Below are 23,728 nucleotides of genomic sequence, written 5' to 3' on the forward strand. Positions count from 1 at the left end.
CCGCCACGGTCGACCCCCGACTTTCGTCGGGGGTGGGTGCGGTCGGTCGGCGGAGGTGCCGAGACCGGCCGGGTTCCTACCGTCGACGGCGTGAGATCCCTGATCACGGCCCTCGTCCTGCTCCTGGCCGCCCCCGTGCCTGCCGCCCCCGTGCCCGCCGCCCGCGCCGACCCGGCGGACGACCTGCGCGCCTACCTCGACCGGGCCCTGCACGGCACCGGTGTGCCCGGCATGGCGGCGGTCGTGACGCACGGCGACCGGGTCGTGCTCGCCGCCGGCGTCGGGCACGACTCCACGGGCGCGCCGGTCACCGCCGACACCCCGATGCGGGTCGCGTCGCTCAGCAAGTCGTTCACCGCGATGGCGGTCATGACGCTCGTCGAGGACGGCCGGATCGCGCTGGACGAGCCGGTCGCCGCGCAGCTGCCCGGCTTCGCGATGGCCGACCCCCGCCACGAGCGGATCACCGTGCGGCACCTGCTCCACCAGACGTCCGGCCTGTCGGACACCACCGTGGACGTCGCCGAGCTGGAGGACGCGTCCTCGCTCGCCGACCACACCTCCCGGCTGCGCGACGACTCGCTCGCCGCCGACCCGGGCACCCGCCACGAGTACTGCAACGTCAACTACGCGCTGGCCGCGCGGCTCGTGGAGGTGGCGAGCGGCCGGCGGTTCCGCGACCACCTGCGCGAGGAGGTGTTCGAGCCGCTCGGCATGTCCCGCAGCGCGGTGTCGGACGAGGACGTGCGGCCGGCGGACGGCTACGTCTCCCTGTTCGGCGCGTGGGTGCCGCGCGCCGAGCTGGACGGGTTCCTCGACGACAACGGTTCCGGCGGCGTCATCACCACGGCCGCCGACCTGGGGCGGTGGCTGGTCGCGCAGAACGGCTTCGGCCCCGCGGTCGTGTCCCCGGAAGGGCTGCGCACCACCCACACCTCGTCCGCCGTGCACGAGTACGCGATGGGGTGGCAGCCGGACGTCGACGGGCTGCTGGTGCACTCCGGCAACCTGTTCACCTACAACGCCGTGCAGGCGATCGACCCGGCCACCGGCCACGGCTTCGCGGTGATGACCAACAACAGCGGGTTGCAGGACGAGACCTACGCCGTGATGCGCGGCCTGCGCGAGCTGGTGCGCGGCGGGCGACCGGCGGACCCGGGCGGCGGGCGGCAGGCGGTGGAGCTGGTGCTGGGCCTGGTCGCGCTGGTGGCGGTGGCCCTGGCCGTGCTCGGCATGCGGCGGTCCGGGCGGTGGGCGCGGCGGTTCGAGCGGCGGCGGTTCGGGCAGCGGCGGTCCGGGCGGTGGTGGCGCCTGGTGCCGCTCCTGGTGCCGCCCGTGACCTTCGCCGTCCTGCCGGACCTGATCTCGGTGCTGGTGAACGGCCGCACGGTCACGTGGGAGCAGTTGACCTACTTCCCGGCCCCGCTGACGATCACCGCCGGTGTCGTCGCCCTGTCCGCCTCGGTCGTGCTGGTCGCCAGGCTCGTGCGGCTGCGGTCGGTACAGTCCGCCGGGTGAGGAACGGCCCGGTGGGGAATGGCCAAGCGGGGAATGGCCAAGCGGGGAATGGCCAAGCGGGGAATGGCCAAGCGGGGAATGGCCAAGCGGGGAATGGCCAAGCGGGGAATGGCCAAGCGGGGAATGGCCAAGCGGGGAACGGCCAAGTGGTGAACGGCGTGCTGCTGGCGGTGATCGCGGCGGCCGGCGCGGCCAACGGGCTGGGCACCGACGCGCTGCCCACGTGGCGTCAGCTGCTGTTCGTCGTCCTGGCCGTCGCCTCCTACCTGCACGGTCGCCACCTGCCCACCCGGTACGGCGGGGCGGTGCTGGTCGCGGCGGCGCTGGCGGGGGTGGGCGTCGGGTTCGTCGTGCTCTGGGAGGGGGTGGCGGTGCTGGCGGCCCTGGCCGTGTTCGTGGCGCTGTCGAGGCTCGCCGGCCTGTTCCGCCGCCAGCAGGCCGACCTGATCGCGGCGGGCCGCGAGCGCATCGGGCAGCTGGAGCGCACGCAGGAGCTGGTGGTCGAGCAGGCCAGGCTGCGCGAACGGGCCCGCATCGCCGCCGACATGCACGACTCGCTCGGGCACGAGCTGGCGCTGATCGCGCTGCGCGCGGGAGCCCTGGAGCTGACCGCCGGCACCGGGCCGGACCGCCGCGCCGCGGCGGAGCTGCGCGAGTCGGCGGTGGCCGCGACCGACCGGCTGCGGCGCACGGTGGGCGTGCTGCGCGAGGGCGCCACGCCCACGGAACCGCCGGACGAGTCGGTCGAGGAGCTGGTGTCCCGCGCGGCCCGCGCCGGCCTGCCGGTCGTGCTCACCCGCACGGGCGACGCCGCCCTGCCGTCCCTGGCGGACCGCGCCGTGCACCGGGTCGTGCAGGAGGCGCTGACCAACGCGGCCCGCCACGCGCCCGGCGCGCCGGTGGCGGTCCGCGTCGAGCGTGACGAGGGCGTGGTGGTCACCGTGACCAACCCGCTGCGCGGTCCGTCCGGGACCGGCGGCGGCACCGGCGGCACCGGGTTGGCGGGCCTCGCCGAACGCGTCCGGCTGCTGGGCGGCGACCTGCGCGCGGGCGAGGAGCACGGCGCCTTCACCGTCGTGGCCCGACTGCCCGGACAGCCGGTTCCGGAAGGGTCCACCCCGGGATCGTCCACCCCAGGATCGTCCACTCCGGAACCGTCCACTGTGGAGGAGAACGCGTGATCCGGGTGCTGCTGGCCGACGACGAGGCGGTGGTCCGCGCGGGCGTGCGGGCGATCCTCGCCACCGACCCCGGCATCGAGGTCGTCGCCGAGGCGGCGGACGGCCGGGAGGCCGTGGCGCTCGCCCACGCCCACCGGCCGGACGTGGTGCTGCTCGACATCAGGATGCCGCGCCAGGACGGGTTGTCGGCGGCGCGCGAGCTGCGCCGGACCCTGCCCGGCGTGGCGGTGGTCGTGCTGACCACGTTCGACGAGGACGAGTACGTGACCACCGCGCTCGGCGACGGCGCGGACGGGTTCCTGCTCAAGGCGTCCGACCCGCGCGAGCTGCTGATCGGCGTGCGCGCGGTCGCCGAGGGCGGCGCGTACCTGTCGCCCCGCATCGCCCGCCGCGTCGTGGCGGACCTGCGCGGCGGACGGGCGGGCCGCGCCGACCGGGCGCGCGAACGGGTGGCGGCGCTGACGCCCCGGGAGCGCGACGTGCTCGCGCTCGTCGGCGAGGGCCGGTCCAACCAGGAGGTGGCCCGGCGGCTCAACCTGGCCGAGGGCACGGTGAAGGCGCACGTCAGCGCGATCCTCGACACCCTCGACGTGACCAACCGGGTGCAGGCCGCGATCCTCGCCCACGAGGCGGGGCTGACCGACCCCCCACCCTGACCGGCCCTCACCCTGACCGGCCCCACCCTGCCCGCTCACGTCCCGACCGCTCACGTCCCCGCGAGCGCGTCCGCGATCCGGGCGACCCCGTACTCGAAGGCACCCTCGACGTCCCCGCCCAGGTTGAACGCGTCCGCCAGCTCCATGCTGACGAAGCCGTGCACCCAGGCCGTGACCGTGCGCGCCGCGTCGAGCGCCCGGTCGGCCCCGACGAGTTCCGCGGCGATCCGCAGCACGGGCGCCGCCGCCCCCGCGAGCGAGCCGACGTCCGGCCTGCTCGCCGCGGGACCCGCGAACACCAGGCCGTACCCGGCCGGGTGCGCGTGCGCGAACTCCCGGAACGCCCGGCACAGCGCCGCCAGGTCCGCGCGGGCGTCGCCGGTGGCCGGCACCGCGCCGAGGCGTTCGCCCAGGTCGTGGACGGTGGCCTCGGTGACCAGCCGGACGAGGTCGTCCCGGTTGCGCACCCGCTTGTAGAGCGACGGTGCCCGCACGCCGACGCGCACGGCGACCGCCTGCATCGTCAGGTTCACGGGCCCTTCCGCCTCCACGAGGTCCCGGGCCGACGCGACGATGTCCGCGAGCGAGGTCCGTTCAGGGGTGGGCATCGGTTCTCCTCCGGCCGGCGGTGGTGTCGCGTCCATCATAGCTATTGGCCATAGCCATGATGGCTATGTACCGTAGCCATCAACACCGGAGGAAGGACACCGTCGTGAAGCTCGGCGAACACCTGCACCGCATCGGCAACGACATCGTCGCCGTCCACCTGGTCGTGACCGACGAGGGCGTCACCGTCATCGACGCCGGCCTCCCCGGCCACTGGGGCGAGCTGACCGCCGAACTGGCCGCGCTGGGCCGTTCCGTCGACGACGTCAAGGGCGTCGTCCTCACCCACGGCGACAGCGACCACATCGGTTTCGCCGAACGCCTCCGCCGCGACCACGGCGTCCCGGTCCACGTCCACGCCGCCGACGCGGCCCGCGCCCGCGGCGAGGTGAAGTCCCAGCCCACCCGGGGCCCGGTGAAGATCGGCGCGGCGGCCCGCTTCCTCGGGTACGCGGCGCGCAAGGGCGGCCTGCGCACCACCTACCTCACCGAGGTGGTCGAGGTGGCGGACGGCGACGTCCTCGACCTCCCGGGCGCGCCGCGCGTCATCGGCACGCCCGGCCACTCGCCCGGCAGCGTCGCGGTCCACGTCCCCGTCGCCGACGCCGTCTTCGCGGGCGACGCCCTCACCACCCGCCACGTCCTGACCGGCTCCTGCGGTCCCCAGCCCGCCCCGTTCACCGACGACGCGGACCAGGCCCTCGCCTCCCTCGACCGCCTGGCGGCCGTGGACGCGACCTGGCTGCTCCCCGGCCACGGCGCGCCCTGGGACGGCGGCCTCGCCGAAGCGGTCCGCCGCACCAGGGCCGCCGACCGGTCCCGGTGAGCGGGGCCGGCCGGCGGCGGGGCGACCGGGTCAGCCGTCCGGCGTCGGCGCGACCGACGCGAGGTAGCGGTCCAGGGCGCCCGCCGCGGCCAGCATCAGCCTCGCCTGCCGGGCCAGCGCGACCTCCCGGTCCGCGACGGCCCGCCGCAGCGCCTCCGTGCCGCCCGACTCCCGGAACCGGTCCATGATCGGCTTGATCGAGGGCAGCGGGTACCGGGCCTGGCGCAGCATCGCCACCAGGTGCGCGTCGCGCACGTCCGCCGCCGCGTAGAGCCGGTACCGGTCGGTGGTCCGCGCCGGCGCCAGCAGCCCGGCGGCCTCCCACACGCGCAGCGCGGACGCCCGCACGCCCAGCCGCGCGGCCAGTTCCCCGACGCGCAGCCCGGACCGCGGCACGGTGTCCGGCGGGCGACCGGCCACCGCCTCCAGCGCCTCCGCGGTGGCCGCCAGGGAGAGGCGCTGCGCGTGCACGGCGGCGTGCGCCTCGTCCACCCTGGCCAGCGCCAGGGCCTGCCGGTCCTCGTGCACCGCGAGCATGACGGCGCGGGCGGTGTCCCAGCCGTAGCCGCGTCCGAGCGCCCGGTAGGTCAGCAGCGCCTCGCGGTGCCGTTCGGTCAGCACGCGGTAGCCCGTCGGCGAGCGCTCCGCGGGCGGCAGGACGCCGGCGTCGAGGTGGTTGCGGACCTGCTGGGTCGAGATGCCCGCCGCGCGGGCCAGGTCGACCGGGCGCAGCGCCACCGGCTCCTCCGCTTCACCAGGGGTTTGAGGGTGGCGCGGAGATCACGTGCCCCCCTCGCGCGCAACGCTCAAAGTAGCACTTCAACGATACGGTTGAAGCCCGTGAGAGCTGTGGAGAACCCGGTGGCGCCGACCCGCGGCCTGCGCGTGCGGTAAGGGTCGCGGGACGTGGTGGACGGCGTGGACGGTCGTGGTGCTCGGGCTGTGGGCCGTCGTCGGGTCCGCCCTGGCCCCGGCGGTGCTGCGCCGGATGGCCCGGCGCGAACCGGGCGCACCGGCAGCCGACCGCACCCGGCCCTGACCGCCACCCGGGCGTGCCGGTGAGCGGGACCCGAGCAGCGAAGTCGGCCGAGCAGTGGAGTCGGCCGAGCAGTGGAGTCGGCCGGGCAGCGGGGTCGGCCGGGCAGCGGGGTCAGCCGAACAGCGAGGCCAGCTCGCCGCGCCCCAGCGCCCCGAGCGCCCGGTCGGCCTTGGTCCCGGGACCCGCCGGCACGACCACGCGCACCACCCCGGTCTGGTCGGCGGGCTGCTCGGCCACCGCGCCGGGCAGCAGGTCCGACCACGCGGGCCGGCCGGTGGACGGCGTCTCCAGGTTCCGCTCCACGAGGTCGCGCAACGCCTTGGGGTTCTCGTCGGGCACGCACACCACCTCGACGGCCTCGCCCGCCGGCGCCGCGCGCACCCCGACGGCGATCGGCAGCCCCGCCTTCGGGCCGGTGACCACCGCCGCCACCACGTCACCCAGGCAGCGGGCCAGTTCGCCGGTCATCGGGTCGTCCGCCAGGGTCCGGCCACCCGGGTCGGCGACCCACCCCAGCGCCTCGCCGCCGGTGCCGTGCCGGACCGCGCCCGGCTCGACGCGCACCCGCTGGAACCCGCTCACCACCCCGGCCCGGGCCAGCGGGCCGTCGAGCGACACCCGCCCGTCCTCGGCGGTGGTCCACGTGCCGGACCGGTCGCGCTCACCGCCGAGCGAGGTCAGCTTCCCCTCCACGGCGGCCACGTCCACGTCGAGCCGCAGCACCGCCGCCCACGTCGGGGCCTCGCCCACGCGCAGCGCCGTGGTGGCCGCCGACGCGTCGAACCCGACGACTCCCGCCACCTCGCCGACCCGCGGCGCGAGGTCGGAGTAGCCGTACCCGCGCAGCCCGCCGAACCGCTCCGCGTCCGCGGCGACCAGCGTGCGCACCGCCGCCACGTCGCCGTACTCGACGTAGGCGGTCGACCCGTCGGTGGCCCGCACGCCCGCCAGCGCGCCCAGCAGGCCGCCGGCCGGTGGCGGCTGCTGCTGCGAGACGTCGGCCACCGCCGTGCACCCGACCAGCGCGAACCCGACCAGCACCGCCACGCCCCAACACCTGATCACCGCTCGGATGGTAGGCGGGCGGGCCGCCCCGCACGGCCGTTTCCCGACAACAGCGAGCCGGACGACAGCGCACCGGACGACAGCGGGCCACCCGCCGCGCTCACCCGGCGGGGATCTCCACCGCGATCTCCTCACCCAGCCGGTAGCCGGCCTCCAGCTCCAGCTCGTCACCGCTCCAGAACCGGCCCGGGTCGTACCAGTTGGCGCGGCGACCCTCGGGCAGCAGGCCCATCGCCTCGTAGGTCACCGCGACGACCTCCGCGCAGTAGGCGGTCTCCAGCGCCGTCCCGGAGGCGCGGCGCAGGTTCGGCATCCGGCCGCGCAGCCACCGGGTCGCCAGGCGGGCCGTGGACGGGAACGGCGTGCCGTTCAACCGCGCCACGGTCCGGAGCGCGGCGTCGTCCTGCTCGCTCGTCGTCGGCAGGTCGAGCTGCCGCAGCCACGCCCGCTGCCCGTACCGGCGCGCCCACACCAGCACGGCCTCGCGCAGGTCGTGCAGCTGCACGCCCCGGTGGTGCGTGCCGGTCCACACGTCCGGCAGCGAGCGCCCCAGCTCGGCGTGCCACATCAGCGGCGGCAGGTCCTCCACCGCCACGGTCATGCCCACGTGGTTGACGGGGCTGTTGGTCGTCACCCGGATCGCGCGGTCGGCCGCCGAGCTGCCCCGGAACAGCCACACGTCGCCGGTGCGGGTCAGCTCGACCGCCTCGTCCAGACCGATCTTCGTCCCAGCCATCCCGGTAGCCTAGGCAGATGCGTTGGTGGAAGCTGCTCGGACTGGCCGGTGTCGCGGGTGTCGCCGCGACGGGTGTGGTGATCGCCCGCGGGGAGCGCAAGCGCCGCGCCTACACGCCCGAGGAGATCCGGGAGCGGCTGCACGCGCGCGTCGCCGAGCCACCCCGCTGACCGACCCGGTGACCAGACCCCCGGTGACTAGACCCCCGACGAGCAGGCGCCCGCAGCACCGCCGACCGGCAGGTTGACCGGACGCCCGGACGGGTCTGTGGTGGGGCGATGCGGTCCCTGCTCGCCGCCCTGCTGTGCGTGCTCGTCGTCGCACCGCCGGCGCAGGCCCACACCCGCCCGGTGCCCGACCTGGACTCGGCCACCATCCCGCAGCTGGCGCGCATGATGGACGCGGGCTCCCTCACCTCGGTCGACCTGACCCGCGCCTACCTGCGGCGCGTCTCGACGGTGGACCGCCGGGTCCGGTCCGTCGTGGCGGTGGACCCCGAGGCGCTCGCCCAGGCCGCGGAGAGCGACCGCCGCCGGGCCGCGGGACGGGCCAAGGGCTTGGTGGACGGCATCCCGGTGCTGCTCAAGGACAACATCGACACGCGCGGGACGGCCACCACCGCCGGGTCGCGGGCGCTGCGCGTGCCGCCCCGCGACGACGCCGCGCTCGTGACGCGGCTGCGCGACGCCGGGGCCGTGGTGCTGGGCAAGACGAACCTGTCGGAGTGGGCGAACTTCCGGTCCACCCGGTCGACGTCGGGCTGGTCGGGCGTCGGCGGGCAGACGAACAACCCGCACGTGCTGGACCGCAACCCGTGCGGCTCGTCGTCCGGGTCGGGCGCGGCGGTGGCGGCGTCGCCGGCTCAGGTCGCCGTGGGCACGGAGACCGACGGTTCGATCGTGTGCCCGTCGGGCCAGAACGGCGTGGTCGGGCTCAAGCCGACGCTGGGCCTGGTCAGCCAGGACGGCATCGTGCCGATCTCGTCGAAGCAGGACACCGCCGGTCCGGTGGCGCGGCACGTCGTGGACGCGGCGATCCTGGCGGGCGTCCTCTCCGGTGGCGCGGTGCGGGCCGCCGGACCCGCCGACCTGCGCGGCGCGCGGGTGGGGGTGTGGCGCAAGGCGGGCCGGAACGCGGAGGTCGACCGGGTGGTCGGGTCGGCGGTCGACGCGCTGCGCCGCGCGGGCGCCACCGTCGTCGAGGTCGACCTGCCCCACCAGGACGAGATCGACGCCGCCGAGTTCCCGGCGCTGGTCACCGAGTTCAAGCACGACCTGGAGGGGTACCTGGCGACCCGGCCGGGCGCGCCGGGGACGCTGCGCGAGCTGATCGCGTTCAACGAGGCCGACCCGGTCGAGCTGAGCCGGTTCGGCCAGGAGCTGTTCCTCCGGGCCGCCGACGCGCCCCCGCCGACCGACCCGGTGTACCGGGAGCAGCGCCGCACCGCCACGACCCTGGCCCGCCGCTCGATCGACGGGACCCTGGCCGCGCACGACCTCGACGTGGTCATGGCCCCGACCAACGGCCCCGCGTGGAGGACGGCGTACGGCGAGGGCGACGCCTACGAACTCGGCTCGTCGACCCCGGCGGCGGTGTCGGGCTACCCGAACGCCACCGTCCCGGCCGGGTTCGCGGGCCCGCTGCCGATCGGCGTGTCGTTCATGGCCGGCCACCGCGCCGACGCCCGCGTCCTGGCCTTCGCCGCCGCGTTCGAGCAGCTGACCCGCGCCCGCCGCGCACCCGCCTACCTGCCCACCGCGCCGTAGCGGCACCCCTGGGATGCGCCGCCCGGCCCGTGGTGGGAGGTTGGTGGCCATGGTCGTCGTGGTGCTGGGAACCGGGTTGTTGGGCGCCGGCATGGCGCGGAGCCTGCTGCGCGCCGGGCTGGACGTGGTCGTGTGGAACCGCAGCCCCGAGCGGGCGCGGGCGCTGGCCGCCGACGGCGCCCGCGTCGCCGAGGACGCGGGCGAGGCGGTGACCGGCGCGGACGTCGTGGTCACCGTGTTGTTCGACCTGTCCGCCACCGCCGAGGTGATGGTGGACGCGCTGCCCCGGATGCGCGACGACGCGGTGTGGGTGCAGTGCGGCACGGTCGGCGTCGAGGGCGCCGAGCGGCTCGCGGACCTGGCCGCCACCAAGGGCGTCGGGTACGTGGACGCCCCCGTGCTCGGCACCCGGCAGCCCGCCGAGCAGGGCGCGCTCACCGTGCTCGCCGCCGGGGCGGCCGACGCGCGGGACGCGGTCGCGCCCGTGTTCGAGGCGATCGGCTCGCGCACCGTGTGGGTCGGCGACCACCCCGGCGACGGCCAGCGGCTTAAGCTCGTGGCCAACTCGTGGGTGCTGACGATCACCGCCGCCGCGGCCCAGGCGGTCGCCCTCGCGCGCGGGCTGGGGCTCGACCCCGCCGCGTTCCTGGACGCCATCAGGGGCGGTGCCGTCGACAGCCCCTACGCGCACGCCAAGGGCGGTGCGATGATCGACGGCACGTTCGAGCCGCCGTCCTTCGGCCTGGACGGCGCGGTGAAGGACGCCGCGCTCATCGCGGACGCGCTGGCCTCGGTCGGCGCCGACGACCGGCTCATGCGGTTGCTCCAGTCGCACTACGCGTCCGCCGTCGGCGAGGGGGACGAGGACATGGCCGCGGTCGTCCGCGCGTTCGGCGCCTGACCGCCCCGGCGCGCTCGTACCCGAATGCCCAGGTTCCCGATGTTCGGGGTTACCGTTCCACCGGGTACTAGCGGGGAGGAGTGCCGGCAGGCGGAGGAGGCGGCTCGTGGGGACCGGTGGTGTGATCGCGGCGGTGGCGGTGGCCGGCGCGGTGGCGGCGGGCGCGGGCGGGCTCGCGGCACCCGGCGACCCCGACCAGGTGTGGCGGGACAACGGGCTGCGCGTCGTGGACCGGGTGACCCGGCAGGACACCGACTGCGCGGCGCAGGCGTTCGGCCAGGTCCAGGAGCTGCTGGCGGCCACGCCGTGCGTCGCCCTGGACCGCGTGCTGTTCACCCTCACCGACGACCGGGGCGGCACGATCCTGGTGGCCGTCGCGTGGGTCGAGTTCGCCGACCGCGACCAGGCGCGCGAGTTCAAGCGCGTGGAGGACGTCCACGGCACCGGTGACGTCCGCCCCCTGGCCGGCTCGCTGCTGCGCGTGGACGACGTGCCGTTCACCGCGCTGAACTACGACTCCGACACCCTCGACGGCACCACCGTCGTGGTCGCCGAGACCGAGCAGCTGACGGGCGGCTTCACCGCCGACTACCTCGACGGCGTCGCCGCCCTCGCCGTGGACACCCCGCGCCCGTCCTAACCCCCGCAGGCGGCGACGGCCCGCTCGAGCGCGCCGCGCTCGGCGTTCGTCACGCTCAACCCGTACTCCGCCTTCACCGTCACGTAGATCCGCCCGTACTGGCAGGCGAACGCGCCGTTCGGCGGCATCCACTCGTCAGGCGTCTGGTCACCCTTCGACTGGTTGACCTTGCCCTCCACGGCGAGCAGGTTGCGCAGGTCGTTGGCCGCCGCCACGCGCCGGTCCCGCGGCCACGACGCCGCGCCGCTGCGCCACATCTCGGCCAGCGGCACCACGTGGTCGATCTGGATCTTCGACACGGTCGTCACGGTGCCGCCGGTGTAGGGGTCGAGCAGCGAGCCGGACGCGACGGAGCACCGGCCCTCCTTGCGCACCACGTCGGTCAGGTCGCGGGCCAGGACCTGGCTGCGCTGGTCGCAGCCGTCGCCGTCCACGTCCTCCCACGGCCGCCCGAACACGCACCCCTTGCCGTCGTCGCAGTCGCGCGCGTACCCGGTCATCCGCCCCGGCTCGGCCACCGCGAGCTGCGCCAGCAGGGTCCGCGCGGTCGGCCCGTCGACGGTGCCCTCCGGCACCCGGTCCACGGTGGTGCCGCCGCCCGCCGCGGGCGGTGAACCCACGACGTCGCACCCGGTCGGCAGCAGGAGCAGCACGGCCAGGGCCACCGCGGTCCGTCTGAGCATCGCCCACCCTCCAGTCCTCGAAAACCAGCCCCTACCCGGGGCCGCGTCCCGGGAAACCCCGCGCGACCTGCGGCGGCGGCGCGTACCGACGGGCGGTGGTACTGCGGTGGACCGGATGGCGCGATGATCTGCGGCATGGGGGTTCGGTGGGGAGCGGTGACCGTCGTGGTCGCGTTGGTGGCCGGCACGACGACGGCGAGCGCGGTGAGCGCGTCGGGCACGTCCGGGTACCGGCCGGTGGTGGCGTGCGCCGATCTGGTGCGCGAGGTCGTGCTGCCGGGCGCGCGGGCGCACGTGACCGAGGCGGTGGAGGTGCCGGCGGGCGCCGAACCCGCGCACTGCGCGGTGCGCGGGTACGTCGAGCCGGCCGTGCGGTTCGCGCTGGAGCTGCCGACGACGACGTACGCGGGCCGCTACCTCCAGTACGGCTGCGGCGGGTTCTGCGGCGAACTGGTGCCGCCGGTGATCCCGGACTGCGGTGCCCGGGTCGGCGGCACGGCGGTGGCCACGACCGACGACGGGCACGTGGGCGCCGGGGGACCGCTCGCCTCCGTGGACGGCACCTGGGCGGCGGACGACCAGGCCGCCCGCGACGACTTCGCGTTCCGCGCGCCGCACGTCGTGTCGCTGGCGGCCAAGCGGGTGATCGAGCGGTTCTACGGCGCGCCCCCGCGGTTCTCCTACTTCTCCGGCTGCTCCAACGGTGGTCGCGAGGCCCTGCTGCTGGCCCAGCGCTACCCGCACGACTTCGACGGCGTGGTCGCCGGCGCGCCCGCGAACTACCTCAGCGCGGTCGTCGTCCTCCAGGCGTGGCTGGCGCGGGTGAACACCGGCGCGGACGGCCTGCCGGTGCTGACCACCGACCGGCTCCCCGTGCTGCACGACGCCGTGCTGGCGCGCTGCGACACCCTCGACGGCCTGGCCGACGGGGTGCTGGAGGACCCGCGCCGCTGCGACTTCGACCCCGGCGCGCTCACCTGCCAGGACGGCCCGGCGTGCCTGACGCCGCAGCAGGTCGACGTGGTCCGGAAGCTCTACGACGGCCCCCGCGACGAGCGGGGCCGCCGGCTCTACCCGTCCGGCCTGACCAGGGGCTCGGAACCGGCCTGGTACGGCTGGACGCTCCCGTCGCCGGAGTTCGGCGACGTCCCGCTGGCCGCGCGGCTGGCCGACAACTACCTGCGGTACATGGGTTACCCGATCGGCGCGCCGCACTCGTCGCTCGACGACTTCCGGTTCACCGCCGCCGAGTTCCGCCGGCTCGACGCCGTCGGCGCGCGGCACAACGCGATGGCCCTCGACCTGTCCGCGTTCCGCCGCGCGGGCGGCAGGCTCGTGCTGTGGCACGGCTGGAACGACCAGGCCATCCCGCCCGCCGGGCTGCTCGACTACCACGACCGGCTCAAGCGCCGCCACGGCGGCGACCTCGACCGGTGGACCCGGTTGTTCCTGGTGCCCGGCCTGCACCACTGCTCCGGCGGCGACCGGATCTCCGGCTTCGACCCGCTGCCCGGCCTGCTGCGCTGGGTGGAGCAGGGGGCCGCGCCCGACCGGGTGATCGCCACCGGCCGCGACGAGGGCGGCGCGGTGCGGACCCGGCCGGTGTTCCCGTACCCGCTCACCGCCCGGTACGACGGCACCGGCAGCGTGGACGACGCGGCGAACTTCGTGCCCGCGCGGCCGTCGGGTCCGGTGCGCGACGCGGTCGACTGGTACGGCGCCTACCTGCACCACTTGCCGGGACCGGTCGCGCCCGGCAGGTGAGTGTGAAACGAAACTCACGTGTTTCAACTACCCCCGGACGGGTTACCCCCGAGTGCGTCGCTCTCCACGGCGCGACACGGCGGTCTTCGGGGGTGCTCACGGTGGATTGGGAGTTCGACGAGAACGAGATCCGCGCCCTGCACGTGTACCTCACCCAGGTGACGCGGGCGTTGGGGCTGCGAGGCGATTCCTTCTTCGTGCAGGCCGGTAGCGCCTACCTGGCGCTCGACGGTCGGCTACCGGGTTTCCCGGACCGCGACGTGGCCCTGCTGTGGGACGAGGCGCGCGGCTGGGCCGTCGCCGTCGAGAGCGACAGCGCCGAGCCGCCGTTCGTGCTGTCCCGCCTGCGCGGGCCGGTGCGGCCGGACCCGGCGAGCGTGGCGCGCTGGGTCGACGGCCTGGCCCTGACCACCGACGACGGGATGCTGGCCGCCAGCTGACCCGCGAGCCCGACGTCCGGCCCCGGGGTGCCGCCCCGGGGTCAGCGGGTCGCGGCCAGGTAGGTCCGGGTCTCGTCCAGCAGGGCGCGCACGCCCCGCATGAAGCTGCCCTCGCCGTGCAGCGCCTCGTGCAGCTGCTCGACCTCCTCGGCCGACGCGCTGGTGAACATCAGCGTCTCGGTCATCTCCAGCCTCCGGTTGACCGAGCCGACCGCGCTCCGCCACCGGTGCAGCAGGTCGATCAGCTCGGCGTCCCGGCGCGGGCTGAGCGCGCCCGACGAGAACGCCGAGTCCACCGCCGACTGGATGAGCCTCGGGTAGAGCCGCCGGCCGGCCGGCGCGTCGGCGCTGAACTCCCCGCCGTCGAGGGTCTCCCGGTTGCGGGCCATCTCCAGCCGGATCGACTCGACGGCCTGGTTGCGCTGCTCGCGCTGCGCCGCCCAGCGCTCGGCGAAGATGCCGGTGATGCCCGCCAGCAGGGCCAGTGAGTTCACCGCGGGCTCCCAGCGGTCGCCGGGCGGCGACACGACGAGCCACGTCACGCCCAGCCCCATCGCCACCGCGAGCGCGCCGAACGTGAGCGCCGTGATGGCGATCCGGACCATCGGCGGGTCAGCGCTCCCGCAGGTCGGTGGTCACGGGAGAAGTGGTCGCGGGGGGAGTGGTCACGGTCGGTGCTCCCAGATGTCGCGGGCGCGGCTGTCCCGCGCCGGCTCGGCCGGTTCGTCGGGCCCGCCCGGCGCGAGCAGCAGCAGGTCCATGCCGAACCCCTGCGCCGACCGGGGCACCGGGAAGTCCGAGTGCGTGCCGGTGACCTTGCGCATCCCGGCGGCGCGCACGACCCCGTCCAGCGCCTTCCGCGCGTACTTGCGGGTCAGGTACAGGCGGATGGTGTCCTGGTCCGGGAACGGCACGCGCGTGCGGTCGGGCAGCATCACCATGATGTCGCCGCCCGTCCGGTTCTGGTAGACGACCTTCACCTTCAGCGCCCGGTCGCCCTCGACCGCGCCCCGGAACTGCACCGCGTCCAGGGTGATCGTCAGGTCGGTGTTGTGCATCAACGCGCTGGTGACGAACTCGCGGTAGGCGCGGCTGCGCGCGTACTCCTCGACCGCGTCCTGCGCCAGCTCGTCGGACAGCGCGTCGGTGGTGGCGACCTCCAGCAGGAACAGGTCCTGCGGCCGGACCAGCCCGGTGAGGCTCGCGAGCAGCTCGGCGTCGTGGTCGAAGTTCGCCATCGTGTTGCCCAACAGCGAGTACAGCACGGGCTCGTCGCCGACCACCCGGTGCACGAGGTCGCGGAACTCGGTCAGGTTCCCCGGGATGGAGAAGTCGAGCTGCACCGGCACCACGCGGTGCCCGCGCAGGCGCAGGCCGTGCGTGGCCTGCTGGGTGCCGAGGCGCAGCATCTCCGAGCTCATGTCGACCGGCACGTAGAGCATGTCCGGGTTGTGGTCGAGCAGGTGCTCCAGCACCAGCCGGTCCTTGTGGCCGGTGCCGACGCCGAAGCTCACGTGGTGGAAGCCCGCGCCGATCCGCCCGCGCACCCGGCCCCACCGCCGGGTGAACGAGTCCAGGCTCTGCTTCATCACCAGGTAGAACGGGTCGGCGCAGGCGTGCGCCCAGGCGATCGTGGGCCCGATGCCCCAGTAGGCGTAGCCCGAGGTGATCTGCTTGCCGTCGCCGGTCGTGGACGGCTTGCCGAGCAGGTCGCTGGTCAGCGCCGCCAGCTTGTCCCGCTGGTCCTCGCCGACCAGCACCAGCGACCACGCGAAGTCCGATTCGTCGATGGCCTTGGCGAGGTCGCCGACCAGTCGCCCCTCGCTCGCCGTCACTCGGCCTCCCTCGCGTCGCCCACCGCAGCCTACCGATCACCGCCGGCGGTGGCCGGGAGGCGCGCTGCCGCCGCCGTTCCCGCCTCGCCGGGCCGAAAAAAAGGGGGTCGTAGGCGTTCGCCTACGACCCCGTGGGTGGGAACTCGCCGGGCGTCACCCGCCGACCGGCCTCAGGATGCGGCCGGACGCGGTGAGGTGCTCCCAGGTGCGCCCGCGCTGGCTGGACGGTGCCGAGCCGTCCGCCGTGCACACCGGGTAGACCAGACCGTAGGGGGTTGGTTGGTCGAACTCGTCGCCGCTGACGATGTCGACCAAGTCGCGCACGTGTGCCATCACGACCTCCCGACCAGTGCTGTGTGGGTGCCCATGTCGCGCTCCTCGTCGAACGGAGTGGGGGAGCAACGGATACCCGACCGTCAGGGCGAATATGCTCGAAGCGCTGCGGCAACAGAGTGAATCGTCACGACTTTTCGCCTCCCGGGCGAGATCCGGCCGGCTCAGGTCGCCGGGGGGATCTGGAGGGCCAGCGCGAGGAGCGAGTGGGCCCGCGTGGCGATCGCGGCGAGCAGGCCGTGCAGTTCCGGCGACGCCGCGTCGGCCGCCGCCTGGAGCGCCCTCAGGTCCTCGTCGATGCGCTCCAGGATCGGCGCCACGTCCACCTGGCCCGTCCGCAGCGCGGTGGCGATCTCCTCCAGCGGCACGCCCTGGACCTCCAGGCGCCGCACCAGGTCTATCTTGTCCACATCGGACCGCTCGTACAGGCGGTAGCCGCCCGCGGTGCGCTGCGCGGGGGAGAGCAGGCCCAGGCCCGTGTAGTAGTCGACGGTGCGGATGCTGACCCGCGCGTGGGCCGCCAGCTCGCCGATCCTGAGCAGGGCGCCGGTCACCGCCGCACCCCCTGTCCGCGTCCGCCGTCGCGGCGGCCCCGTCGGGCCACCGGCTCTCGTCGGGCAACCATACAGTGCCACGTGTTAGTGTCGATACATGTCCACAGACGCCGACGGCTGCAGTCACGGGCCGGGCCGGGCCCGGCGGCAGTCGTGTTGATCATCTACGGCCTGCTGGCGATCGTGCTGCTCACCGTCGCCACCGGGTACTTCGTCGCCCAGGAGTTCGCCTACATGGCGGTCGACCGGGGCAAGCTCCAGCGGTTGGCCGAGGGCGGCGACAAGGGCGCGGCCCGCGCGTACGCGGTCACGCAACGCCTGTCGTTCATGCTCTCCGGCGCCCAGTTCGGCATCACCGTCACCGCCCTGCTCGTCGGCTACGTCGCCGAACCGCTGCTCGGCGAAGGGCTCTCGGCCGTGCTCGGCGTCACCGGTCTGCCCGCCGGGGTGGGCGTCCCGCTGTCCATGGCGGTGGCGCTCGTGTTCGCCACGGTCGTGCAGATGGTGCTGGGCGAGCTGTTCCCCAAGAACCTCGCCATCGCCGAACCCGAGGTGCTGGCCGTGCGGCTGGCCTCCTCCACGCTCGTCTACCTGAAGGTGGCGGGCCCGGTGATCCGGCTGTTCGACGCGGCGGCCACCAAGCTGCTGCGCGGCGTCGGCATCGAACCGGTGGAGGAGCTGCCGCAGGGCGCCACGCCCGAGGACCTCAGGCAGATCATCGGCGAGGCGGGCGCGCTCGGCCACCTCGACCCCGAGCTGTCCCGGCTGCTCGACCGCGGCCTCGACTTCCGCGGCCTCGTCGCCGGGCAGGCCATGACGCCCCGCCCCGCCGTGCGCACGATCGCCGCCGGCGAACCGGCCGCGCGCGTCGTCGAACTGCTCGACACCGGGTTCTCGCGGTTCCCGGTCACCGGCGACGGCCTGGACGACCTGCGCGGCGTCGTCGGCCTCGCCGAGGTGCTGACCGTCGAACCCGACAAGCGCGCCGACACCGCCGTGGGCGACGTCGCCTCGCCCGCCCTGGTCGTGCCCGCCACCCTGCCGCTGCCCGCCGTCCTGGAACGGCTGCGCGCCGAACGCCGCCAGCTCGCGTGCGTCGTCGACGAGTTCGGCGGCTTCGCGGGCGTCGTCACGCTGGAGGACCTCGCCGAGGAACTGGTCGGCGAGATCCACGACGAGGACGACGTGGTGCGCGACCAGGTGCGCGGCGAGGACGGCCGCTGGGAGGTGCCCGGCAGGCTGCGCATCGACGAGATCGCCGACGCGACCGGCGTCGAGCTGCCCGAGCACGACTCCTACGACACGCTGTCCGGCCTCCTGCTGCACCGCCTCGGCCGCACCGCCGCCGTGGGCGACGAGGTCGCGTTCGACGGCGTCCGGCTGCGCGTGGTCGCCGTGCAGCGGCACGTGCCCAGCCGCGTCGTCCTGGAGGTGGGGCGATGAGCGCCACGTGGTCCCTGCTCGTGTCCCTGGTGCTGCTCGCGGCGAACGCGTTCTTCGTGGCCGCCGAGTTCGCGCTCATCGCCGCGAAGCGGCACCGGCTGGAGGAGGCCGCCGAGACGAGCCGCGCGGCGCGCGCCGCCGTGGCCGGGGTGCGCGAGCTGTCGCTGATGCTCGCGGGCGCGCAGCTCGGCATCACGCTGTGCACGCTGGGCCTCGGCGCGCTCGCCAAGCCCGCCGTCGCCGACCTGGTCGACCCGCTGCTGCTCGCCGTCGGCCTGCCCGCCGGGCTGTCCTACGCCATCGCGTTCACGATCTCGCTGCTGCTGGTCGTGTTCCTGCACATGGTGGTCGGCGAGATGGCCCCGAAGTCGTGGGCGATCACGCACCCCGAGCGCTCGGCGCTGCTGCTCGCCATCCCGTTCCGGGCGTTCGCGCGGACCGTGCGGGGGCTGCTCAGCCTGCTGAACAGCACGACGAACGCCCTGCTGCGGGCGGTGGGCGTGCAGCCGAAGGACGAGCTGACCCAGGAGCACCGCCCGGACGACGTGCGGATGCTGCTGCGCCAGTCCGCCGAGCACGGCCTCATCCCGGAGGGCCAGCAGCGCCTGCTGACCCGGATGATCCAGCTCCAGCAGACCACCGTCGCGCAGGTCATGGTGCCCATCGGGGAGACCGTGAGCGTCACCGAGCGCGCCGGCGCGCTGGAGGTCGAACAACGCAGCCGGGAGTCCGGCCGCTCGCGGTTCCCCGTCACCGACGGCGCGGGCCGGTTCGTCGGCCTGGTGCACATCCGCGAGGCGGTGCGCGCCACCGCCGCCGGCCGCGACACGCCGGCCCGCGAGCTGATGACCGAGCCGCTCACGCTGTCCGCCGCGCTGCCCGTCGCGGGCGCGGTCACGGCGATGCGCGCCGACCGCGCGCAGCTGGCGCTGGTGGCCGACGAGGACGACCGCGTGGTCGGCATCGCCGCCCTGGAAGACCTCCTCGAAGAGCTGATCGGCGACTTCGAGGACGAGACCGACCAACCACCCCGCTAACCCTTCAGCGAGAGGTCCCCCTCCATGTTCAAGCGGATGCTCAGCGCCTTCGGCGTCGGCGGACCGTCCGTCGACACCGTCCTGGACACCCCGCACGCCCAGCCCGGTCAGGTGATCACCGGGCAGGTGCGCATCCAGGGCGGCAGCGCCGAGGCCAAGATCGACCAGGTCGTGCTGTCGCTCGTGACGCGCGTCGAGGTCGAGCACGGCGACCACGAGTTCGGCGGTGTCTCGGAGTTCCTCCGCGTCCCCGTCGCGCAGGGCGTGCGCGTCGCGCCGAACCAGTCGGTGTCCATCCCGTTCCAGCTCCCCGTGCCGTGGGAGACCCCGATCACCGCCGTCGAGGGGCAGCCGCTGCCCGGCATGACCGTCGGCGTGCGCACCGAGCTGGTGATCTCCGGCGCGCCGGACAAGGGCGACCTGGACCCGGTCCTCGTCGGCCCGCTGCCCTCGCAGGACCGCGTGCTCCAGGCGTTCGGGCAGCTCGGCTTCCAGTTCCGGTCGGCCGACGTGGAGGCCGGGCGCATCCACGGCGTCCACCAGGAGCTGGGTTTCTACCAGGAGATCGAGTTCTTCCCGCCCGCCCAGTTCGCGGGCCGCGTCAACCAGGTCGAGCTGACCTTCGTGACCAGCCCGCACGAGCTGGTCGTGGTGCTGGAGGCCGACAAGCGCGGCGGGGTGTTCTCCTCCGGCGGCGACGTCTTCGGCCGCTTCCACGCCTCCCACCAGGACGCGCTGCACACCGACTGGGCGTCGGTGATCGGCCAGTGGGTCGCCCAGGTGGCCGAACGCGGCGGCCACAACGCGTACGGCCGGCCGGGCTACGCCCACCAGGGCCACCACGGCCACCGCCGGGGCCCCGGCATGGGCGGCGTGGTCGCCGGCGCGGCGGCCGGCGTGGTCGGCGGCATGATCATCGGCGAGGCCCTGGACGACGCCTTCGAAGACGGCGGCGAAGCCTTCGGCTTCGAGGAATAACCCCCACCCGAGAGTCCAACGCTCAGGACCCGAGAGTCCAACGCTCAAGACCCCTGAGTTCTTCACTCGCGAGTAAGAACTCGGGGTCCTGAGCGTAGAACTCAGGGGTCGCGAACGTAGGACTCACGGGGTCTGAGCGTTGGACTCTCGCGGCCTGGGGGTTGGACTCTCGGGGTCAGGTGGTGGGGCGGAGGAGGGTGATGCGGTTCGCGCCCAGCTCCGTCACGTAGAGGTTGCCGGTGGTGGGGTGCTGGACGATGTCCAGCGGCTGGTTGAAGCCCGTCATGCCGGTGGTGCCGGTCGTCCGGTTCGACAGCACGCCGTTCGCGGCCACGTCGAAGTACTGGACGTCCTGCCCGGACGAGTAGCGCACCATCAGCAGCTTGCCGTCGAGCCGTCCGCCGAACGCGCCGCCCCGGTACTCGACCACCCCGTTCGGCGACGCGTGCAGCCCCGCGTCGTAGGTGCCCGCGAGGTCGAAGTTCCGGTCCGGCAGCGTGCCCACCGGGTACGCGGACGTCTGGAACGGGTCGGTCCCGGACGTCGGGTTGCCGCCCGCCAGCACCCACTCGCAGCGCACCGGCGCGGGGTGCCCGTAGTACTTCCCCGGCTTCACGTCGAACACGTAGTCGGTCTCGGACTGCGGGTTGTTCACCACCGCCGGCACCGCCGGACCGGTGTACGGCCCGTCGCGCCGGGACGCGCACGCCGCCGGCAGCGGTGACGGCGTGGCCGGCGCGTTGCCGCCCGCCGCCGAACCGTTCGTCGGCACGTACAGGTGCCCGTTGCGGTGCCACACCAGGTCGTAGGCGTTGCGCACGCCGGTCGCGTGGATCGTCACCGGCGCGTCGGCCGCGTACGGGTCGTACGAACCACCGGCCTCGGTGCGCACGTTCACCGGCAGCGCCGCGGGCAGCCGCGCCGGGTGGAGCTTGAGCACGGCGGCGCTGAGCAGGTGCTCCGCCCGGCCGCCCCACGTCGTGTCGGGCGCGCCCATCGCGTTCATCGAGCCCTGCACCAGGTAGAGCCCGCCGTCCGGCCCGAACGCGAGCGAGTTCGACTCGTGGTCCTTGATCGACCGCGGCAGGTCGGTCACGACCTCGGTGTACGTCCCCAGGTCCGGACCGCTGAGCCGGGCGACCTTGCCGGACCAGTCCGGCGCGTTGGACGTGCCGCCGAAGTTGTCCGTCACCCACAGCACCGGCGCCGCGGCGGTGGACGCCGGGTCGAACGCCAGGCCGATCACGGTCCGGTTCGGCGCGCCGGGCAGCCCGGCGGCGGTGGCGTGCGCCCGCACGGTCTCGATCACCGTCGCGGCGCCCAGGGTGCCGTCGGCGTTGACCGGGAAGCGGCGGAGCTGACCGGTGAACGTGGCCGCGTACAGCCGCCCGTCCGGCCCGAACGCCACGCTGGTGAACGGCGCGCCGGTGGCCACCCCGAACACCTGCTGGAACGCGATCGCCCCACCACCCCCGCCGGTGCCGGTGGTGAACACCGACGAGAACGGCCGGAAGGCGTTGCCCGCCACGTCCCGCACGCCCGAGGTCACCGAGAACCGGTAGGGCGTGGACGCGGCGAGCGGCGCCAGCGGCGACAGGTTGACCACGTCCCCGCCGCCGCTGGTGATCACGTTCGCCGCCACGGCCGCGCCGTCGGGCACCCGGGTCAGCCGCACCGAGGTCGACGACAGCGTCGCCGGGTCCACCGCGCCCGCGGGCAGCCGCAGGTCGGCCACCACCGACGTGGTCGGGTCCACCGCGGTCGCCAGGTTCGCGGGCGTCGCGGCGCGCACCGACGGCGGACCGTCCGGCAGCCCGTCCACGTCGACGTAGTTGACCTTCGTGTTGGTCCCCGAGCGCGGCGACAGGGTCAGCCGGCCGTCGGTCACGGTGACCACGCGGGTCGCGGTGGCGTGCTTCGCGGTCGACGTGGGCTTGAACGCGGCGACGGCGTTCTGGTCCTCGACGTTGAGCCAGTGCGTGCTGTCGGTGGCGGTGCCCGCGTCGCCGACGGCGACCGTGACGGTGTAGGAGCCGCTGGGCACGGCGATCTCCCAGCTGCCCGGCGTCGGCACGCCCGGCGAGGTCGCCGGGAGCTGGGCGTGCACGAGCGTCGCCAGGCGCGGGTCGCCGGTGCCGCCGCGGTCGCGGCCGTTGCCGACGAGCGACAGCGGGGTGGTGGTGCCGAGCGAGACCCAGCCGAACACCTGGCCGTTCGGCCGGGTGCCGTACGGCTCGCCGAAGTCCCGGGCGTAGCCGGTGGCGGGCGCGGTGGCCTGGTCGGAGAAGTCGATGCGCGCGGTGAACGCGGCGGCGTGCGCGAGTCCGGCGGACTGCGGTGCGGCCAGTGCCGCGGCGGCTAAGGCGGTGGCTGAGGCGGTGGCGGTGAGCACTCGCATGGTGGTCCCCTCACGGCGGCGGAGGAGGCGAGCCTCGCAGACCGGCCCCGGGGGGCAACCGCCGAAGGGCGGCACACCGGCGGGCCGTCCTGCGGAGCACCGAAGGGCCGGCGGAACCAGCCGATCGGCTTGTTGTCGCCGTGTGAACGCGCCTTTACGGTCGGTTGACGTCCTGCCGCCGAACGCCCTGTGGAGGTCCGCGGTGTCGAGGAAACGAGTCTGCGCCGCCGTCGGCGCCCTGCTGCTGGCCGGCGCCGCGCTGGCCACCACCCCCGTCGCGGCCGGCGCGGCGGACGACCGGCCCACCGCCGTGGTGTCGCTCGGCGACAGCGCCATGTCCGGCGAGGGCGCGGGGTCCTACGAGGCCGGCACCGAGGGCCAGAACGGCAACTGGTGCCACCGCTCCACGCAGGCCATGGTCCACCGGACGCAGCTCGCCTCGCGGACGTTCAACCTCGCCTGCTCCGGCGCGGACTCGGCGAACGTGTCGCTGGCCGACACCGTGCACTACACCGAGGGCTCCCAGGCGCGGCGGCTGATCGACATCGCCCGCCAGTTCCGCGTGACCACCGTCGTCGTGCAGGTCGGCGCGAACGACGACGTGCGGTTCGCCGACACCATGGTCGACTGCGTCGCCGCGTGGGTGAACCCGTTCGGCCCGAGCTGCCGCTCCGCGCTGGAGCGCGAGTGGCCCGGCCGGCTCGCCGCGATGGCCCCGAAGGTCGAGAACGCGCTGCGCGACGTGCGCACCGCCATGACCACCGCCGGGTACGCGGACTCCTCGTACGACCTGGTCCTCACCTCGTACGCCTCCCCGGTGACCGAGAAGATGGACAAGCTCCTGCACGGCCCGCAGGGCTGCCCGCTGCGGCTGGCCGACGCCCAGTACGGCCGCACGGTCGCCGTGCCGCAGTTCACCGAGGCGCTGCGCGGCGTGGCGACGCGCTCGGGCGTGAAGTTCCTCGACTTCTCCCGCGCCACCGAGAACCGCGAGGCGTGCAGCAAGGGCGCCACCACCAGCGGCGAGTGGCAGCGGCGGCTGACCGTCGACCCGTACGCGCTCGTCACCGGCGGCCTCGACGCCATCGGCATCCACCTCGCCCAGCAGTCGTTCCACCCGAACGCCGCCGCGCACGCCCAGCTCGGCCGCTGCATCACCGAGTTCGTCACCTCGGGCGCCTCCTCGGCGCGCTGCCTGGAGGGGGCGGACGGCAACCTGCACGCCATCGCCTGATCCACCCCCGACCAGCGGGAACCGCTTTCACCCCACCGGGCGTGGAAGCGGTTTCCGCTTTTCGTGCAACCCCGTCCGGTGCGTGGGCGTCCTGT

General features: G+C 74.8%; 24 protein-coding genes. 14 read left to right on the forward strand and 10 right to left on the reverse strand.

Features of this window, described 5'->3' with window-relative positions; all coding sequences use genetic code 11:
* Window positions 1-90: 90 nt before the first annotated feature.
* The 3 genes from ACRAKJ_RS09710 (at window position 91) to ACRAKJ_RS09720 (ending at window position 3,355) form a co-directional block, all read left to right on the forward strand.
* Window positions 91-1,518: a serine hydrolase gene (locus tag ACRAKJ_RS09710; protein WP_438922796.1), complete on the forward strand. Its 1,428-nt coding sequence runs from the start codon at window positions 91-93 to the stop codon at window positions 1,516-1,518.
* Between the two features lie 146 nt (window positions 1,519-1,664).
* A complete protein-coding gene (locus tag ACRAKJ_RS09715) occupies window positions 1,665-2,699 on the forward strand; it encodes a histidine kinase (RefSeq protein ID WP_438922797.1) in 1,035 nt (344 codons plus the stop codon).
* On the forward strand, window positions 2,696-3,355 hold the full coding sequence (locus tag ACRAKJ_RS09720) for a response regulator (RefSeq protein WP_438922798.1): 660 nt from the start codon (window positions 2,696-2,698) through the stop codon (window positions 3,353-3,355). Before ACRAKJ_RS09715 ends, ACRAKJ_RS09720 begins: the two co-directional genes overlap by 4 nt.
* Window positions 3,356-3,405: 50 nt before the next feature.
* Here ACRAKJ_RS09720 and ACRAKJ_RS09725 read toward each other — a convergent pair whose 3' ends face one another.
* Window positions 3,406-3,963 carry a WHG domain-containing protein gene (locus ACRAKJ_RS09725; protein ID WP_438922799.1) on the reverse strand — a complete coding sequence of 186 codons (558 nt, stop codon included), beginning with the start codon at window positions 3,961-3,963 and terminating at the stop codon, window positions 3,406-3,408.
* Between the two features lie 104 nt (window positions 3,964-4,067).
* Here ACRAKJ_RS09725 and ACRAKJ_RS09730 point away from each other — a divergent pair, with 104 nt between their 5' ends.
* The gene (locus ACRAKJ_RS09730) at window positions 4,068-4,787 is read left to right on the forward strand and encodes an MBL fold metallo-hydrolase (RefSeq protein ID WP_438922800.1); all 720 of its coding nucleotides are present in this window, start codon (window positions 4,068-4,070) and stop codon (window positions 4,785-4,787) included.
* A 30-nt stretch (window positions 4,788-4,817) separates the two neighbouring features.
* On the opposite strand, the gene ACRAKJ_RS09735 is transcribed toward ACRAKJ_RS09730, so the two are convergent.
* The 3 genes from ACRAKJ_RS09735 to ACRAKJ_RS09745 form a co-directional block, all read right to left on the reverse strand.
* Window positions 4,818-5,525: a MerR family transcriptional regulator gene (locus ACRAKJ_RS09735; protein ID WP_438922801.1), complete on the reverse strand. Its 708-nt coding sequence runs from the start codon at window positions 5,523-5,525 to the stop codon at window positions 4,818-4,820.
* A 412-nt stretch (window positions 5,526-5,937) separates the two neighbouring features.
* Window positions 5,938-6,891 (reverse strand): hypothetical protein, encoded by a 954-nt coding sequence (locus tag ACRAKJ_RS09740; RefSeq protein ID WP_438922802.1) that lies wholly within the window; start codon window positions 6,889-6,891, stop codon window positions 5,938-5,940.
* 100 nt (window positions 6,892-6,991) lie between these two features.
* A complete protein-coding gene (locus ACRAKJ_RS09745; RefSeq protein WP_438922803.1) occupies window positions 6,992-7,627 on the reverse strand; it encodes a hypothetical protein in 636 nt (211 codons plus the stop codon).
* 17 nt (window positions 7,628-7,644) lie between these two features.
* Here ACRAKJ_RS09745 and ACRAKJ_RS09750 point away from each other — a divergent pair, with 17 nt between their 5' ends.
* From ACRAKJ_RS09750 to ACRAKJ_RS09765, 4 genes are all read left to right on the forward strand, one after another.
* Entirely contained in the window at window positions 7,645-7,797 is a 153-nt protein-coding gene (locus tag ACRAKJ_RS09750) for a hypothetical protein (RefSeq protein WP_438922804.1), read from the forward strand.
* A 108-nt stretch (window positions 7,798-7,905) separates the two neighbouring features.
* The gene (locus ACRAKJ_RS09755) at window positions 7,906-9,393 is read left to right on the forward strand and encodes an amidase family protein (protein ID WP_438922805.1); all 1,488 of its coding nucleotides are present in this window, start codon (window positions 7,906-7,908) and stop codon (window positions 9,391-9,393) included.
* A 13-nt stretch (window positions 9,394-9,406) separates the two neighbouring features.
* Window positions 9,407-10,294, forward strand: a complete 888-nt coding sequence (locus ACRAKJ_RS09760) for an NAD(P)-binding domain-containing protein (RefSeq protein WP_438922806.1) — start codon at window positions 9,407-9,409, stop codon at window positions 10,292-10,294.
* Between the two features lie 106 nt (window positions 10,295-10,400).
* Entirely contained in the window at window positions 10,401-10,934 is a 534-nt protein-coding gene (locus tag ACRAKJ_RS09765; RefSeq protein ID WP_438922807.1) for a hypothetical protein, read from the forward strand.
* Here the strand turns inward: ACRAKJ_RS09765 and ACRAKJ_RS09770 are convergent.
* Entirely contained in the window at window positions 10,931-11,617 is a 687-nt protein-coding gene (locus ACRAKJ_RS09770) for an HNH endonuclease family protein (RefSeq protein ID WP_438922808.1), read from the reverse strand. The two genes, ACRAKJ_RS09765 and ACRAKJ_RS09770, sit on opposite strands and share 4 nt — an antisense overlap.
* Before the next feature lie 135 nt (window positions 11,618-11,752).
* Between ACRAKJ_RS09770 and ACRAKJ_RS09775 the strand changes: the two genes are divergently transcribed.
* Both ACRAKJ_RS09775 and ACRAKJ_RS09780 read left to right on the forward strand, forming a co-directional pair.
* Window positions 11,753-13,381: a tannase/feruloyl esterase family alpha/beta hydrolase gene (locus tag ACRAKJ_RS09775; RefSeq protein WP_438922809.1), complete on the forward strand. Its 1,629-nt coding sequence runs from the start codon at window positions 11,753-11,755 to the stop codon at window positions 13,379-13,381.
* A gap of 101 nt (window positions 13,382-13,482) precedes the next feature.
* Window positions 13,483-13,821 carry a DUF6292 family protein gene (locus ACRAKJ_RS09780; protein ID WP_438922810.1) on the forward strand — a complete coding sequence of 113 codons (339 nt, stop codon included), beginning with the start codon at window positions 13,483-13,485 and terminating at the stop codon, window positions 13,819-13,821.
* A gap of 41 nt (window positions 13,822-13,862) precedes the next feature.
* On the opposite strand, the gene ACRAKJ_RS09785 is transcribed toward ACRAKJ_RS09780, so the two are convergent.
* From ACRAKJ_RS09785 to ACRAKJ_RS09800, 4 genes are all read right to left on the reverse strand, one after another.
* Window positions 13,863-14,426 (reverse strand): hypothetical protein, encoded by a 564-nt coding sequence (locus tag ACRAKJ_RS09785; RefSeq protein WP_438922811.1) that lies wholly within the window; start codon window positions 14,424-14,426, stop codon window positions 13,863-13,865.
* Window positions 14,427-14,486: 60 nt separating this feature from the next.
* The gene (locus ACRAKJ_RS09790; RefSeq protein ID WP_438922812.1) at window positions 14,487-15,656 is read right to left on the reverse strand and encodes an L-histidine N(alpha)-methyltransferase; all 1,170 of its coding nucleotides are present in this window, start codon (window positions 15,654-15,656) and stop codon (window positions 14,487-14,489) included.
* A gap of 153 nt (window positions 15,657-15,809) precedes the next feature.
* Window positions 15,810-15,989, reverse strand: coding sequence for a hypothetical protein (locus tag ACRAKJ_RS09795; RefSeq protein ID WP_438922813.1), 180 nt, complete (start codon window positions 15,987-15,989; stop codon window positions 15,810-15,812).
* Window positions 15,990-16,153: 164 nt separating this feature from the next.
* Entirely contained in the window at window positions 16,154-16,543 is a 390-nt protein-coding gene (locus tag ACRAKJ_RS09800) for a MerR family transcriptional regulator (RefSeq protein ID WP_438922814.1), read from the reverse strand.
* Window positions 16,544-16,696: 153 nt separating this feature from the next.
* Here ACRAKJ_RS09800 and ACRAKJ_RS09805 point away from each other — a divergent pair, with 153 nt between their 5' ends.
* The 3 genes from ACRAKJ_RS09805 to ACRAKJ_RS09815 are packed head-to-tail and all read left to right on the forward strand — an operon-like array spanning window position 16,697 to window position 20,001.
* Window positions 16,697-17,986, forward strand: coding sequence for a CNNM domain-containing protein (locus ACRAKJ_RS09805; protein WP_438922815.1), 1,290 nt, complete (start codon window positions 16,697-16,699; stop codon window positions 17,984-17,986).
* The gene (locus ACRAKJ_RS09810) at window positions 17,983-19,023 is read left to right on the forward strand and encodes a CNNM domain-containing protein (protein WP_438922816.1); all 1,041 of its coding nucleotides are present in this window, start codon (window positions 17,983-17,985) and stop codon (window positions 19,021-19,023) included. The genes ACRAKJ_RS09805 and ACRAKJ_RS09810 overlap by 4 nt, the downstream gene beginning before the upstream one ends.
* A gap of 24 nt (window positions 19,024-19,047) precedes the next feature.
* Window positions 19,048-20,001, forward strand: a complete 954-nt coding sequence (locus ACRAKJ_RS09815) for a sporulation protein (protein WP_438922817.1) — start codon at window positions 19,048-19,050, stop codon at window positions 19,999-20,001.
* A gap of 175 nt (window positions 20,002-20,176) precedes the next feature.
* On the opposite strand, the gene ACRAKJ_RS09820 is transcribed toward ACRAKJ_RS09815, so the two are convergent.
* Window positions 20,177-22,399: an Ig-like domain-containing protein gene (locus tag ACRAKJ_RS09820; protein WP_438922818.1), complete on the reverse strand. Its 2,223-nt coding sequence runs from the start codon at window positions 22,397-22,399 to the stop codon at window positions 20,177-20,179.
* 202 nt (window positions 22,400-22,601) lie between these two features.
* On the opposite strand from ACRAKJ_RS09820, the gene ACRAKJ_RS09825 reads away from it, so the two are divergent.
* Complete coding sequence (locus ACRAKJ_RS09825) at window positions 22,602-23,633, forward strand: GDSL-type esterase/lipase family protein (protein ID WP_438922819.1); 1,032 nt, start codon at window positions 22,602-22,604, stop codon at window positions 23,631-23,633.
* Window positions 23,634-23,728: the final 95 nt, after the last annotated feature.

Source organism: Saccharothrix sp. DSM 118769, assembly GCF_052936295.1.

Coding starts and splice junctions, on each gene's coding strand:
- ACRAKJ_RS09770 (WP_438922808.1), bottom strand. CDS start 11,617: ATGCTCAGACGGACCGCGGTGGCCCTGGCCGTGCTGCTCCTGCTGCCG.
- ACRAKJ_RS09820 (WP_438922818.1), bottom strand. CDS start 22,399: ATGCGAGTGCTCACCGCCACCGCCTCAGCCACCGCCTTAGCCGCCGCG.
- ACRAKJ_RS09755 (WP_438922805.1), top strand. CDS start 7,906: ATGCGGTCCCTGCTCGCCGCCCTGCTGTGCGTGCTCGTCGTCGCACCG.
- ACRAKJ_RS09760 (WP_438922806.1), top strand. CDS start 9,407: ATGCGCCGCCCGGCCCGTGGTGGGAGGTTGGTGGCCATGGTCGTCGTG.
- ACRAKJ_RS09775 (WP_438922809.1), top strand. CDS start 11,753: ATGGGGGTTCGGTGGGGAGCGGTGACCGTCGTGGTCGCGTTGGTGGCC.
- ACRAKJ_RS09810 (WP_438922816.1), top strand. CDS start 17,983: ATGAGCGCCACGTGGTCCCTGCTCGTGTCCCTGGTGCTGCTCGCGGCG.
- ACRAKJ_RS09750 (WP_438922804.1), top strand. CDS start 7,645: ATGCGTTGGTGGAAGCTGCTCGGACTGGCCGGTGTCGCGGGTGTCGCC.
- ACRAKJ_RS09745 (WP_438922803.1), bottom strand. CDS start 7,627: ATGGCTGGGACGAAGATCGGTCTGGACGAGGCGGTCGAGCTGACCCGC.
- ACRAKJ_RS09725 (WP_438922799.1), bottom strand. CDS start 3,963: ATGCCCACCCCTGAACGGACCTCGCTCGCGGACATCGTCGCGTCGGCC.
- ACRAKJ_RS09795 (WP_438922813.1), bottom strand. CDS start 15,989: ATGGCACACGTGCGCGACTTGGTCGACATCGTCAGCGGCGACGAGTTC.
- ACRAKJ_RS09785 (WP_438922811.1), bottom strand. CDS start 14,426: ATGGTCCGGATCGCCATCACGGCGCTCACGTTCGGCGCGCTCGCGGTG.
- ACRAKJ_RS09815 (WP_438922817.1), top strand. CDS start 19,048: ATGTTCAAGCGGATGCTCAGCGCCTTCGGCGTCGGCGGACCGTCCGTC.